Source organism: Pseudoalteromonas tetraodonis (assembly GCF_002310835.1).
Classification (GTDB): domain Bacteria; phylum Pseudomonadota; class Gammaproteobacteria; order Enterobacterales; family Alteromonadaceae; genus Pseudoalteromonas; species Pseudoalteromonas tetraodonis.
The window spans coordinates 2,090,983-2,104,162 of sequence record NZ_CP011041.1; the positions used below are offsets into that span (position 1 = coordinate 2,090,983).

The window sequence follows — 13,180 nt, forward strand, 5'->3', positions numbered from 1 at the left end:
CGACAAATGTCGGCCTTTCCTCTAAATAAACAATTAACCGGTTAACGCTAAACCACCCGATAAGTTATAAACACTGCTGTAACCAAGCTCAGTCAAATTTGCTGCCGCAATTTTTGAACGGTTACCACTGCGACACACTAAAATATACTGGTTGTTTTTGTCCAATTGGCCTTGCGTAAGTGCATGAGCCATTCGACTTAAAGGAATATTTAAGGTTTTAGCTATGGGTACGTTTAGCAATGCGCTTAAATTATTAGCGCCGTGTTCATAAGGTTCTCGGGTATCAATTAAATACGCATTGCCCTCTACCAGTATTTCTTTTGCTTGGTTAAAACTTAATTGCGAAGTTTCTATAGCAGGCTTAGCATTAACATAACCACAGAGCGTGTTGGCTTGTGTGTGTTGTTGTAAATCTGCTTGCTGTTTTTGTGCGGCAAATTCAGCGTCATCAATATCACCTTTAATTAGCTTTTGTAACAATGGCGTTTGCTGCTGTTGAACAGCCCAGTTCATTGCAAAGCACTGTTGGTAATCATGCCCTGAACACACCACACTTTGCGGATTAAGCTCTGCTGCTAACATCGTCAAAGAATGCGCCATTTTCATTGCATCCCCGCCATCAAGCGCGGTATTTCCAAGCCCTGCAGGTAAAATTAAATCACCGCAAAAGCAATACTGAACATCTCCATTATTCGCTTTTAATAAATAACTCACGCTATCTTGGCTATGCCCTGGTGTGGCTAGCTTTTCGAGTACGTGAGTGGTTAATTGCAATGTGTCGCTATTCGTTGGCCAGCCTAATTTATCAACCTCTCCAGCGACTAAGTATTCTTTAAGTGCGCTGCGCATTAAATCAAGTGCGCAGTGACGTTCTTGATGCTCATGCGTATTTAAAATAGCGGTAATAGTTAAATTTTGCGTAGTTACTATTTTTTCAAAGCGAGGGATCAGTTCAATAATCGGATCGATAATAAATGCATGTTGATCATCTGTTACATACAACCAACTACATGCACCTTGGTGTCTAAATTGGGTAAGCCCTAAAGCACATACTTCTTGCAAAGGAAAACTGCTATCAGAAATCACTAAACAGTTAGCTTGTAATACCGTTTTAAGCGCTCTAATTTGTTCACATGCATCATCTATTTGCGCCATCGTAGCAGCAGGGCCAAATGACAAACGAATAGCGTTTTCACTTTGCCAGTGTGAGGCTCCCATCGCATCAAGCACAAAGCTCTGCGTAGCTCCCGTGCTGCATGCAGAGCCACCGCTGACCCTAATACCTGCAGCGTCAAATAAATCAATAACTTCTTTACTAGTTAAATCGTTAACCGCAAAATTAAGCGTTGTGGGCACAGAGCAGGCAAAGTCATGATTAAAGGTAATACTTCCAAAAGTATCAACTAAGGCGCTATGGAGTTTATCCCGATACAAGTTAAGTACATCTATTGATTTAAAAGTCTCGTCTTGTTTATCTAGCAGCAAACTAAACAGCTTATTGAGCCCAGCTATACCAGGCAGGTTTTCTGTACCAGAGCGCATGCCACTTTCTTGGCCGCCACCGGCTATAAAAGGCGTGTATGGGCTGCCTTGACGAATATACAATAAACCTATGCCTTTAGGTGCATAAAGTTTATGCCCTGAAAAAGGCGCATAATCAATCGTTGTTTCACTTAGGTTGAGCTGTTGTTTGCCAAGCGCTTGTACACAATCAACCATCCAAGTGACTTGGCTATTACGACTACGAATCACCTTTTCTATGGCGCTTAGATCTTGGTAAACACCGGTTTCATTATTAACGGCCATCGTGCAAATCATCAAAGCGTCATCAATATGCTGAGCAATAAAGTCTAAATCTAAAATACCATCACGATTAACCGGAATAGCAATAATATCAGCGTTAATCTCAAGCACTGTATTCCAATGCTTTAGCGTATTAGGCACCGCTTTATGCTCAGTTGCCCCATACAATAAAACGGGGTTTGGCTTTGTATGGTGTTTTGCATTAATGAGCGTCGATACGATGGCGGTTTGAATCCCCTCAGTGGCACCGGAGGTGAATAAAATATCACCTTGCTGCGCGCCAATGACGGTACGGGCTTTTTGCCTAGTTTGTTCTAATAAGTGCTTGGCTTGAATGCCGGTTATATGAGGACTTGAGGGATTACCAAAACAAATTTGCATAGCATGGCACACCACCTCTGCAATACATGGCAATACAGGTGTGGTCGCATTTGCATCGAGATAAACTTGAGCTTTGGGTTCATCTGGCAATAAAAACTCTGACATTAAAAACGCACCTTATTACTAAAAAATATATCTTATTCCCAATAGTACATAGTTTTGACAGGAATGAATAATAATCTTTAGTAATTAAAGTGCGTTTACTATACCTTTTAGTTACCGAGCTCTTGCGCGAGTTCTTCGTGTTTGGATGACCAGGCATTAATAAGTGCTTTGACTAATGATGCTAATGGAATGGCAAAAAACACTCCCCAAAAACCCCATAGCCCACCAAAAAATAGTACCGCAACAATAATAAATACCGGATTTAAATCAACCGCTTCAGAGAACAATAAAGGCACCAATACGTTGCCATCGAGCGCTTGAATAATGCCGTATATAATTAAAACGGTCCAAAATTGAGTTTCTAAACCAAACTGAAACAGCGCTACTGCGGCCACTGGTATAGTTACTAACGCTGCGCCCACAAACGGAATAAGCACCGAAAAGCCTACGAGAACGCCTAAAAGCGCGGCGTACCGTAAGTCCAGTATGGTAAAAGCAATAAACGACACAGAACCAACAATTAAAATTTCAAATACTTTGCCACGAATATAATTCATGATTTGCTGATTCATTTCATGCCACACTTGTAAAATTAAGCGGCGTTGGCGTGGGATCATTTTAGCAATGCTGGCACTGAGCTCTACTTTATCTTTGAGCATAAAAAACACCAGTAGCGGTACCAAAATAAGGTAAATTAACCATGCTACAGCGTCTTTTAATGAATTAAGCGACGCAGACAATACCACTTGGCCAAAGTCGAGAACTTTGGTTTCAACGGTTACTACAATCGATTGTACTTGCTCTGCGCTAATAAGGCTGGGGTATTTATCAGGCAGATCGAGTAAAAACGATTTACCTTGTTCGACCATATGCGGTGTTTCTTGGACTAGGTTACTGCTTTGCTGCCAAAGCACAGGGCCTATAACCAATATTAAAGTGAGCATAATGCCAATAAATATCAGCATTACTATGCTGGTGGCAGTAAAACGCTTAAGGCCAAACCGTTCTAAGTGAACCACAGGCCAATCTAATAAATAAGCTATGATCAGTGCCACTAACACAGGCACAATTAATGGGCCAAAAAAATACAACATGGCAACCAGTGCCAACAATAAAAAAAGTAAAGTGACTGAATCAGGATCAGAAAACTTTTTTTCATACCATGCTTTTACATATTCAAACACGTAACGGCTCCACTAATAACAACCCCTGTTGTTTATTTAACTTGTAATAATACGCTTTTTTTTGCAAATATCGTTCAATATCATCAGTGTTTTGTTCTTGTGAGATATTAAAGGTAATTGCTTGTTTTAACGATATTGCATCACGCAGCCCTAATTTAAACTGAATAAATTGCTGTGGGCATTTATAAGCGCGTAAATTTAGCTCTAGCATACTCGTTTCGCTACCTATTCACATTAATAATAAGTCCTATAACAGGGCCAATTGAGATTAACCGCAGTTAAATTTAACTTTTTCTTAAAACAACCTCTGCAATGGTTTATCCTTATAACATCGTTAGCTATCAGGATACGTTAATGCCTAATTCGCATAATAAAGCGCAATTGCCTAGCAATCCAACTCTCAAAGAAATTAATTGGTTTAAAAAGCAAATTAATTGGGGGGAGCTGCCGCATTTTTATCATTTAGTGGCTTCGTCGGTAAGTGAATGTGAAAGTATTTTAGATCACGGATTTGATAATGCCATTAAGCGTATTATCGACAAACGCAATTGGAATTTAGAAGCGCTGGGAATAGACCCCAACGAGCTTTATGAAAAAGAAAGCAATAACAAACCACGAATTTCACTGCATCAAGTGTTTACCGAGCGTGGTTTTGAATTACAAGCCTTCCCTTTTTCTAATGATACCGCCATCGATAGGTACGCACGACATGATGAGACAATGGAGTTTAGATTATGGGATCCATTGACGATGAAAACCGTTATTCGCATTAATCAGTTACATAAATTCATTGGCTTTTACTTAGACCAAGGCGATGAGGCAGATAAAGCGCTTATATTACATTCTCACAAAGTGGTTCATAAAATTATTGCTTTTTTACAAACTCAATTGAACATTGTTAAGGTTGATGGGGTCACAATAAAGGCGTTTTATCAACTATGTGAAAAGGACAGCCGTTTATACACAGATGATCCTTCAAGTGCTAGTGCCCCTGATAAAAAATAAACAAGGAATATAATGCAGCTAAAATCAGCCTTTATCACTTTATGCAGTGCAGCGCTTACATTTAGCCTACTGATAAGTGAGCCGTTAAAGGCACAAACCAATCTTCAACTGCCCGACTTAGGCACTTCAGCCTTACAAGCATTGCCAATTGAAAAAGAAAAAGCGATTGGTGAAGTGATGATGATGCAGATCAGAGGCTCATCGCCTTTGATTAACGATCCGGTGCTTGATGAATACCTAACAACTTTAGGTAGAAAGTTAGTTGCTAACGCCAATGATGTACGTTTTGGGTTTTCATTCTTTTGGTTAAATAATCCCGAAATCAATGCATTTGCATTTTATGGCGGCCATGTTGGTGTACACACCGGATTAATAGCCCAAGCCGATAACGAGAGTCAATTTGCATCGGTTCTTGGCCATGAAATTGCACACGTTACACAGCGCCACTTAGCAAGGCGCATTCAGCAGCAACAAGATAATAGCGGGCTTACCATTGCCGGCATGATTGCTGGTATTTTAGCCGCGGTTGTAGCCCCTGATGCCGGTATGGCTATTATTTCAGCCAGCCAAACACAATCAGCTTTCAGTCAGCTGACACATAGCCGTTCTGCCGAGCAAGAAGCAGACAGAATGGGCATGCAAACCCTCAACAACGCAGGGTTTGATGCCAGAGCATCAAGTGAATTTTTAACTAAACTTGCCGCACAAATTCGTTATAAATATAAACCACCGGCGTTTTTACTCACTCACCCTCTTCCTGAAAGTCGTGTGTCAGATGTTCGCCTTCGCGCCGAGCAATACCCTAAACGCCAGGTAAGCTCGAGCCTTGATTTTGACTTAGCAAAAAGCCGAGTCCTGGCGCGTTACGATAACAAACCCGAAAACGCAGAAGCCTTATTTAGAAAGTTAATGCGCGAAAACACCTATAACAACGTAGCATTACAGTACGGCTTAGCTATTAGTTTGCTTGATCAAAAAAAGACGGATGAAGCACAGCCTATACTTGATAAGTTACTAGCAGACGATCCTAAAAACTTATTTTATATTGATACCAAAACAGATTTACTCATTGCACAAAAAAAAGCCGCAGAGGCTGTTAGTTACTTAAGCGAGCTAAATAATTATCGGCCAAATAACCAAGTGATCACCTTAAATTACGCCAACGCGGCACTAGAGGCTGAGCAATATGAGTTAGCTGAAAATATATTAAAGTCGTTTTTACTGGAAAAACCCGATCACAGTTTAGGCAAACAGCTTTTAACTGACGCCTACAAAAAACAAGAAAAATTGGCGGCCTACCATGAAGCCAATGCCGATGTATTATCTCAGTATGGTGCGTATTTAAAAGCGGCCGATGAAATACAAAAAGCGCTTAATTTTGTAGAGCCAAGTGAAAATGTTAAGCAACAGCGCTTAAAAGCGTTACTCACACAGTATCGGTTATTGCAAAAAGAGCTTGCGAGGCTTTAAGTCTTTAGTGAGTTCACCTAAAATAGCCACAATTTATACTTTGGATGTATTTTTATGTCAGTTACTATTTATCATAATCCGCGTTGTTCAAAATCACGCGAAACCCTTAACCTATTACAAAGTAAAAACATTGAACCGAGTGTTGTTGAATACTTAAAAACACCCCTTTCTCATGAGCAAATTAGTACCTTAGTTTCTCAACTTGGGTTTAATTCGGCACGAGATTTGATGCGCATCAAAGAAGAGCAGTACAAAGCGCTTAATTTAAAAGATGAAAACAGCGAGTCAGTGCTTATTGATGCCATGGTCAATCACCCAAAACTAATTGAGCGCCCTATTGTAGTAAATAACAATAAAGCCGCCCTAGGTCGCCCGCCTGAAAACGTATTAAGCGTTCTATAATGAGCACAACCATCGTGGTGCTGTATCACTCAAGCCATGGCTCAGTAGAGGCTATGGCGCATGAGATTGCAGAGTCAATAGAGCAACAAGGCGCAACCGCATTACTGCGTACTTTTGTGGCCAAAAACCCGCATGACATTGTGATCAGTAAAGATGATTTAGTTGCCTGCGACGGGCTTGCATTTGGTACGCCGACCCGCTTTGGCATGATGGCCTCACAAGCAAAAACGTTTTGGGAAACCACCAGCGATCTTTGGCTCAAAGGCCAACTTATTGATAAACCTGCCTGTGTGTTTTCATCATCAAGCAGTATGCATGGTGGCAATGAAGCAACCCTACTCAATTTGTCATTGCCTTTGTTACACCATGGGATGATGTTGATGGGCGTACCTTACGATGTACCTGAGTTGCTCGGCACCGAAACAGGAGGAACACCTTATGGCGCCTCTCACGTTGCAGGTAGCAATAACAGCTCAACCCTGAGTAAGGATGAAATTAAAATATGTCAAAGCGTAGGAAAACGCCTGACTCAAGTTGCGAGTAAACTTAAATGATTCAAGCAAGCGAGCCTGCTAAAAAACCGATTACCATTAAATTTCAGCGCCTAGCCTTATTTGGTTATATTGGTCTGCTTATTTTAATGCCGTTATGGATGTTTGTATTAGCCCCTAGAGACGGCCACAGTAACACCTTTCTTTTCTTAGTGTATGTATTGCCACTATTACTGCCATTAAAAGGCATATTACAAGATAAAACCTACACCTATGCGTGGGCTAATTTTATTGTTATGTTTTACTTTATTCATGGCTTTACATTGCTGTGGGTCGCACAAGATGAGCTTATATGGGTATTGCTTGAGTTATTATTTGCCTCATCTATGTTTATTGGCTGTACTTATTATGCGCGCCATAGAGGGCAAGAACTTGGGCTTAAAATTCGCAAGCTTAAAGATGAGCTCGCTGAAGAAAAAGCCGCACACGAGCACGATAAAAACAATCCGTAATAAATACCCTACAATGCAAAAACGCGCTAATTAGCGCGTTTTTTTGTAGCAAAATATTAACTTTTAAACTAACTCGCTTAAAGCTGCCAGCCCCACAATACAGGCTAAACCTAGTTGTGCAACAAGACTAAAAACAGACATCATTCGTATTAAAAACAATCCCCATGGGTGTTTTACATGCGGATACAATGAGCAACGCTTTAAGTTCGTTGCAAAGAAAAAACACACCACCGCCGTCATGGTCATAAAAAGAGTAAGCTCACTTTTTATAGTGATGTTTTCATCAAAAAAGAAAAATAACTGTAGCGGTAATAATAAAGCCACAACCGCATGTAGCACATGCACCTTTTTAATTCGCTCTAGCTGCCCCTCTGGCGATAACTCTTTAATACCAAAGTCACGCTCAAGGCACTTAACTAAGTTGCTGGCTTTTATACTAACCGCTAATCGGTAACAACTTAACCCCTCGTTATTTCGCGCTCTAAAGTCATACCCTGCTTTGAGCAGTAAAATCATTAACGATTCGTTTTTACTTATCACCGCGTAATGCAGCGCCGTATTACCTTGGCCGTCTACCGCTTTTTTATCTTGGTACTGCAGGAGTGTTTCTACTAAATTTACGTAGCCTTTTTCTGCCGCCCACATAAATGCTGTTTTATTATCTTCATCGGTTAAGGTGCCCGTGGCGCCTTGCTCAATAAAGCGCATTGCCATGGTTTGCTTAGCTTTTTTCTTGTTTAAATGCGCAAGTAAGGCATTTTCTAAAAGCACAATAGAGTCAACATCAGGAGACACCTGAGTTAACAAAGTAAAGTAATCTTTGCCAGCAGCCACTTTTTCGCTGGTCAGCTCTGCTAAGTGGTCAATATCAGCAATCGACTGGGGAATATGCGCACTTAAACGCTCTCTAAAATCGACCTCTTTCCAAATAGCTAAGGTATCTGCAGCAGAGAGCTTTGCACCTTGCTCTAGCGCATGCTCTATCAGAGTAAAAAAGCGTTTACTAAAAAATAAGCTATTTAAAGAAAGTGGCGTTTCAATGTTATTTTGTGCCGACACACTTGCATACTTTTCAAGTCGCTGACACAGCATTAGCACAATATTTTCTATGCTGTAATCATTGGCAAAATAATGCTCTTTCAGTGCAGCAATATACTCTTGTGCGTTTTCATCATATTCAGAAATATGCTGAAAATAACACTCTTCAAATGGCTCTAAGGGGGTTAACCAGGTTAAATAATAAATTGGGGGTAAAACAGTAGTGCATACACCATTATCTTCTTCAGTAGAGCGACAGGCGGGCCAAGCTTCTAAAGCATCTAAAATGAAGGCACCGTTTTGTTCAACCAGCCCTTTGACCAGTAACGGGTATTCCTTTGGCCAAATTAGTACATTTTCCATTAAAACAACACAACTCCAGTGTAGCTCGGGTGAGTAGTCAGTTATAACAGTATTTAGCTGACACCACGCTTAATCAAAGAAGCCAATATTCTACCACAGCTAGGTAGCCAAGCTAGCGTAAACTCATGCAATATAGGCCAAAATACAAAAGCAGCTAACGACATACGTCATTAGCTGCTTTTAGGTTGGAGCTGTTAATTGCAAAAGTACTAACTTTGCTGAAGTTCTGCTGTGACTTGGTCTAATCCCACATCAGAAATACGTTGAATGATCTCTTTTTGCTTAGCACTGAGCAACGAAATTCCCTCTGCAACAATATCGTATACCTTCCACTGATTGTTATTACCTAAACGCAATTTAAAGTGCAAATCAATGGTTGGCTTATTCGGTTCAATAATTTGCGTTTTAACCGTAGCAAATTTAGAGTCGCTTGCAGCAGCGTCTTGCTCAAATATTACATCCTGCCCTGTGTACTTCATAAGCGCACCGGCATAAGTCCCTGTTAAGTAATGCTCTACAGCATTAATAAACGCAACACCTTGGTCGCGGTTAATACCTTTAATATGCTTACCTAATAATTTAAAAGACACAAACTTAACATCAATATGTGGCATTAAACGCTGCTGAACAATTAACGACATGGCTTCTTTGCTGGCATCGCCTTTGGCATTTACCTGTCCAATATCGTTAAATAATGATTCTGCTACAGTTTGCAATAACTGCTTAGGTGATGGCTGCGTTTGTGCATACAAAGCGCTACTGAAAAAAACAGCAATAACCACTAAAAGCTTTATAAGTTTCATAAAAAATGCATAGTTTAAATAATTAATTTAAGCGTAATTTACGCAAATAACAGGCAATAAAAAAGGCATAAATAAGCAACTTATTAATGCCTAATTGGCACCAATTGAATTAATTAAATAAATTCAATTGGTTAAATAAATCAGTTAACAAGCCATATACAAGCGGCTTTTTGTCCTCATTGAAAACACCAATTCACCGCCCTTATTATCCCTTTACTATTTTGACTTAAACCCTAGTTGGCAGTTATGAAAACCTCATACAACAGACTTTTAGTTCTTGTTTTTACCCTGTTTATATTGGCTACCAAAGCCGCTTATGCATCCTCTAACCATGGTTATGCCGTCGATCTTTTAAAAGGAGAAGGCAATGTAACAGGGGCAAAGCTTGCGTATCAATATCACCCTCAAGGAATGCAAAACTTTGTTGGCGATGCTCGTTTTTATTTAGAAAGCAGCGTTAACGTGTGGCAATACCGCCATGATCAACAATCACAATCCAACGTAGTCTTGGCTGTGTCACCGGTGGTGCAATTTCCAGCATTTAGTGTATACAACACCCCCTTTTATGTAGAGGCTGGCATTGGTTTTTCATTACTTGATGAGCGCTATTTTGCTGGTAAAAACCTAAGTACTCACTATCAGTTTGAAGATAGGATAGGCCTAGTGGCAGATTTTGGTGAAACTAATGTAGCGCTGCGAATTATTCACTATTCAAACGCCGGGTTTAAAGCGCCAAACCCAGGCATTAACTTTTTAACGTTATCGGTGGCACAACGGTTTTAATTGCTTATTTACAGCCCTAGAGAGGATTGCAGCTTTTATTTAAAGTGGTCATAATTATCGCTTAATAAAAAATAAGAGCATCGCAATGCAAATTTGGCAAATCGTACTCGTTATCGTGATTGTACTGGCTATTGTTATCGGCAATTTAGTACTGCTGCGTTTAAGTGCAAAAAGCGAGTTTAAACCCTCAGCACCACGCTCATCTGCGCAAAGCAAAGAAACAAAAAAGCCCTGAATAGTCAGGGCTTTTTTTCGTTTAAATGATTGTTCTAGCCAACTAACCAGTGTGCCATTAAGGCAATAACTGGCAAGGTTACTAAAGTTCTGAGAATAAAAATAACAAATAACTCAAAAATATTAACCGGTATTTTACTACCTAATAAAAGTGCGCCCACTTCAGACATATAAATAAGTTGCGTTACACTCATTGCCGCAATAATAAAACGTGTTACATCGCTTTCAATTGAGCCTGCGGCTAAAATAGACGGAATAAACATATCTGCAAATCCCACCATAATCGTTTGCGCCGCCATTTCGGCTTCAGGTATTTGTAGTAATTCTAAAAATGGAATAAACGGCATACCTAAATATTGAAATATTGGCGTGTACTCAGCAATAATTAAAGCAAATGTACCCACAGCCATTACCACAGGTAATACTGCAAACACCATATCAAATGCGTTGTGTAAGCCCTCTTCAATTGTGCCTTTTAAGCCTGGTGCTTTTTCTGCTTTAGTTAATGCAACATCAAGTGAATGCTTAAATAATGTTTTGCCTTCAGGAACCAATTCAGCGTTTCCATCGGGCTCTTCACCATCAATAAGCACGTCCTTTTTAAAACGCAGTGGCGGTAAACGCGGAACAATTATCGCAGCCACTACACCCGCTAAACACACGGTTAGGTAAAAAGGTGCAAATAAATATTCAAGCTTTACTTGGCCAATAACAACCAAACAAAAGGTAATTGATACAGCAGAGAAAGTGGTACCAATAATCGCAGCTTCACGTTGAGTGTAGTATTTATCTTCATACTGGCGTGCAGTCATCAAAATACCGACACTGCCATCACCTAACCACGAAGCAACACAGTTAACTGCACTGCGCCCCGGCACCCCAAACAATGGACGCATTACTTTAGTAAGTAAGGTACCCACCAGCTCAAGTAAACCAAAATTAAGTAATAACGGCAGTAACAAGCCCGCTAAAATAAACACCGAAAACAACACCGGTAGTAAATCTTTTAATACTAATAAACCGGTATTTTCTGAGGTAATAGCATGCGGCCCAACTTGAAAATAAGTTAAAAGCACAAACGCCATACCAAATAACCGTGTTACTAACCAAATCCAACTCACATTAAACAAATGATTTAATAAGCGAAATTTGGTTAAGCTTTTCGGTTTAAACACACTAAATATCAACGACATAACGCCAGTAATACAAATAATTGTCGCTATTAGCCCTAGTGCTATTTCACTAAATAAGGCTTGAATTGCTTTTGCCATTACCGCAATAGGGATCGTCATTATTTCGCCAGACGGTACTGGCGTCATGAACAAAAAAACACCGATTAAAGAAGGAATTAAAAAAACCAACCATACTTTCAAATCATAACTTTTTTGGACTGGTGCTGGGCGTGATGAATCTAACTGAGACATATTTTCAACCTGTAAAAACCACAAAAAGAGCTAAGTGCTCTTTTTGTGGGAAGTATTTATATTTATTAAATTTTAATACCGCGCTTGATTAACGCCGCTTCTAATGCTTGTTGTAACCCATTCATTGTACCTGGTTCAAGCGTTTCGCCTTTGTCATCCATCCACGTTAGACTGGTGCCACCTTGTTTGGTTTTGCTAACCAAAATTTGGTATTGACCTTCATCAATTGGAAGCTCTGTTGGTTCATCGCCCCAAATTGAATCCCACACACTGCTTTCTACTTTCGCATAATCTGCTGTAATTAAACCTGTCTCTTGGTTTACTTCAACAATTGTGAACGACAAACGCTCTAAAAATCCAGAAAAGCGATCGAATACGGTGTCATACGTTTGCTCAGTAACAAGTGCGGCATTGCCTTTGTTATCAAACCCGAGTTCTAACGAGATGATCCCTTGACGCTTACGCATATCAACTTCAAGCTGACGGTAGCGGTAATCAAACTCGCTCACTACTTGGTTAAGCGCACGCACTTCAAGCTGTTGTTTTAATAAATCAGTTAGCGGCTTATCACCTTTAAAATCAATAAGCTCAGCGGTTAAAGACGCTGTGCGTTGGTGTTCTTTTTCTTCAATGGTAAATTTAAAACGCTCTAAATCAACGCTTTCATCATTGCCCCATAACCAGCTTTCTTCAGGCTTTACAATAGCGTACCAATCGGTTACGAGTGTTCCTTGCGTTTTATCTTGCTGTGTTGCGTTAATGTTATTATCAGCAAGCACCGCTTGAATCGAATCCCAAATAAACACATCTAAATCTTCAATGCCGTCATTTTTATCAAAATAAATACGCGCTTGTTTATCTGCTTCCTCAACCCAACTGCCTTTAGCAATGGTTAAAACTTGCGCCGGCGGACGATAGTTTGTTGCCTCCGGATTATTATCATATTGACCCACATCCATTTTATAAACAGGATCTTGAGCGGGTTGAGATAACGATGCAGGCGCTTTAACCGGCTCATGGGCGCGGTAATTACGCTCATTATGAGCATCACTTGTAAATACACTACACCCTGACAAACTTACCAATACACTTACTGCTAGTGCTTTTGGGATCCAATACTGCACAGATAATTCTCCTTAGCATACCCTTAATTGTTTTAACAAATATATGAGTGGGTAATGC

14 protein-coding genes are annotated in these 13,180 nt (G+C 40.0%); 7 read left to right on the top strand and 7 right to left on the bottom strand.

Features of this window, described 5'->3' with window-relative positions:
- Positions 1-33: 33 nt before the first annotated feature.
- The 3 genes from PTET_RS09590 to PTET_RS09600 all read right to left on the bottom strand — a co-directional run bounded on the left by PTET_RS09590 (position 34) and on the right by PTET_RS09600 (position 3,684).
- Complete coding sequence (locus PTET_RS09590) at positions 34-2,289, bottom strand: aminotransferase class V-fold PLP-dependent enzyme (RefSeq protein ID WP_096038556.1); 2,256 nt, start codon at positions 2,287-2,289, stop codon at positions 34-36.
- A gap of 107 nt (positions 2,290-2,396) precedes the next feature.
- The gene (locus PTET_RS09595; RefSeq protein ID WP_016900418.1) at positions 2,397-3,473 is read right to left on the bottom strand and encodes an AI-2E family transporter; all 1,077 of its coding nucleotides are present in this window, start codon (positions 3,471-3,473) and stop codon (positions 2,397-2,399) included.
- A complete protein-coding gene (locus tag PTET_RS09600; RefSeq protein ID WP_013465251.1) occupies positions 3,466-3,684 on the bottom strand; it encodes a hypothetical protein in 219 nt (72 codons plus the stop codon). The genes PTET_RS09595 and PTET_RS09600 overlap by 8 nt, the downstream gene beginning before the upstream one ends.
- 143 nt (positions 3,685-3,827) lie before the next feature.
- Here PTET_RS09600 and PTET_RS09605 point away from each other — a divergent pair, with 143 nt between their 5' ends.
- Genes PTET_RS09605 through PTET_RS09625 form a run of 5 tightly spaced genes read left to right on the top strand, consistent with a single transcriptional unit; the run spans position 3,828 to position 7,353 of the window.
- On the top strand, positions 3,828-4,478 hold the full coding sequence (locus PTET_RS09605; RefSeq protein ID WP_013465252.1) for a hypothetical protein: 651 nt from the start codon (positions 3,828-3,830) through the stop codon (positions 4,476-4,478).
- 12 nt (positions 4,479-4,490) lie between these two features.
- Positions 4,491-5,948 carry a beta-barrel assembly-enhancing protease gene (gene bepA, locus PTET_RS09610; RefSeq protein WP_013465253.1) on the top strand — a complete coding sequence of 486 codons (1,458 nt, stop codon included), beginning with the start codon at positions 4,491-4,493 and terminating at the stop codon, positions 5,946-5,948.
- Positions 5,949-6,002: 54 nt separating this feature from the next.
- On the top strand, positions 6,003-6,350 hold the full coding sequence (gene arsC, locus PTET_RS09615; RefSeq protein WP_013465254.1) for an arsenate reductase (glutaredoxin): 348 nt from the start codon (positions 6,003-6,005) through the stop codon (positions 6,348-6,350).
- Positions 6,350-6,904, top strand: a complete 555-nt coding sequence (gene wrbA, locus PTET_RS09620; protein ID WP_013465255.1) for an NAD(P)H:quinone oxidoreductase — start codon at positions 6,350-6,352, stop codon at positions 6,902-6,904. The genes arsC and wrbA overlap by 1 nt, the downstream gene beginning before the upstream one ends.
- Positions 6,901-7,353: a DUF2069 domain-containing protein gene (locus tag PTET_RS09625; protein WP_013465256.1), complete on the top strand. Its 453-nt coding sequence runs from the start codon at positions 6,901-6,903 to the stop codon at positions 7,351-7,353. Before wrbA ends, PTET_RS09625 begins: the two co-directional genes overlap by 4 nt.
- Positions 7,354-7,416: 63 nt before the next feature.
- Here the strand turns inward: PTET_RS09625 and PTET_RS09630 are convergent, their stop codons facing one another.
- Complete coding sequence (locus tag PTET_RS09630) at positions 7,417-8,754, bottom strand: ankyrin repeat domain-containing protein (RefSeq protein WP_096038557.1); 1,338 nt, start codon at positions 8,752-8,754, stop codon at positions 7,417-7,419.
- 209 nt (positions 8,755-8,963) lie between these two features.
- Positions 8,964-9,557: an MlaC/ttg2D family ABC transporter substrate-binding protein gene (locus PTET_RS09635; RefSeq protein WP_013465258.1), complete on the bottom strand. Its 594-nt coding sequence runs from the start codon at positions 9,555-9,557 to the stop codon at positions 8,964-8,966.
- Between the two features lie 246 nt (positions 9,558-9,803).
- Between PTET_RS09635 and PTET_RS09640 the strand changes: the two genes are divergently transcribed.
- Both PTET_RS09640 and PTET_RS09645 read left to right on the top strand, forming a co-directional pair.
- On the top strand, positions 9,804-10,340 hold the full coding sequence (locus PTET_RS09640) for an acyloxyacyl hydrolase (protein ID WP_036954276.1): 537 nt from the start codon (positions 9,804-9,806) through the stop codon (positions 10,338-10,340).
- Between the two features lie 85 nt (positions 10,341-10,425).
- A complete protein-coding gene (locus PTET_RS09645) occupies positions 10,426-10,575 on the top strand; it encodes a DUF2897 family protein (protein ID WP_076916055.1) in 150 nt (49 codons plus the stop codon).
- Positions 10,576-10,609: 34 nt separating this feature from the next.
- On the opposite strand, the gene PTET_RS09650 is transcribed toward PTET_RS09645, so the two are convergent.
- Positions 10,610-11,998 carry a YjiH family protein gene (locus tag PTET_RS09650; RefSeq protein WP_024601116.1) on the bottom strand — a complete coding sequence of 463 codons (1,389 nt, stop codon included), beginning with the start codon at positions 11,996-11,998 and terminating at the stop codon, positions 10,610-10,612.
- 65 nt (positions 11,999-12,063) lie between these two features.
- On the bottom strand, positions 12,064-13,122 hold the full coding sequence (gene bamC, locus PTET_RS09655; protein ID WP_033104412.1) for an outer membrane protein assembly factor BamC: 1,059 nt from the start codon (positions 13,120-13,122) through the stop codon (positions 12,064-12,066).
- Positions 13,123-13,180 lie beyond the last annotated feature (58 nt).

Excerpts from the sequence above, each read along its gene's own strand:
- PTET_RS09590 (WP_096038556.1), bottom strand. The coding sequence starts at position 2,289 with ATGTCAGAGTTTTTATTGCCAGATGAACCCAAAGCTCAAGTTTATCTC.
- PTET_RS09600 (WP_013465251.1), bottom strand. The coding sequence starts at position 3,684 with ATGCTAGAGCTAAATTTACGCGCTTATAAATGCCCACAGCAATTTATT.
- PTET_RS09605 (WP_013465252.1), top strand. The coding sequence starts at position 3,828 with ATGCCTAATTCGCATAATAAAGCGCAATTGCCTAGCAATCCAACTCTC.
- bepA (WP_013465253.1), top strand. The coding sequence starts at position 4,491 with ATGCAGCTAAAATCAGCCTTTATCACTTTATGCAGTGCAGCGCTTACA.
- arsC (WP_013465254.1), top strand. The coding sequence starts at position 6,003 with ATGTCAGTTACTATTTATCATAATCCGCGTTGTTCAAAATCACGCGAA.
- wrbA (WP_013465255.1), top strand. The coding sequence starts at position 6,350 with ATGAGCACAACCATCGTGGTGCTGTATCACTCAAGCCATGGCTCAGTA.
- PTET_RS09625 (WP_013465256.1), top strand. The coding sequence starts at position 6,901 with ATGATTCAAGCAAGCGAGCCTGCTAAAAAACCGATTACCATTAAATTT.
- PTET_RS09630 (WP_096038557.1), bottom strand. The coding sequence starts at position 8,754 with ATGGAAAATGTACTAATTTGGCCAAAGGAATACCCGTTACTGGTCAAA.
- PTET_RS09635 (WP_013465258.1), bottom strand. The coding sequence starts at position 9,557 with ATGAAACTTATAAAGCTTTTAGTGGTTATTGCTGTTTTTTTCAGTAGC.
- PTET_RS09640 (WP_036954276.1), top strand. The coding sequence starts at position 9,804 with ATGAAAACCTCATACAACAGACTTTTAGTTCTTGTTTTTACCCTGTTT.
- PTET_RS09645 (WP_076916055.1), top strand. The coding sequence starts at position 10,426 with ATGCAAATTTGGCAAATCGTACTCGTTATCGTGATTGTACTGGCTATT.
- PTET_RS09650 (WP_024601116.1), bottom strand. The coding sequence starts at position 11,998 with ATGTCTCAGTTAGATTCATCACGCCCAGCACCAGTCCAAAAAAGTTAT.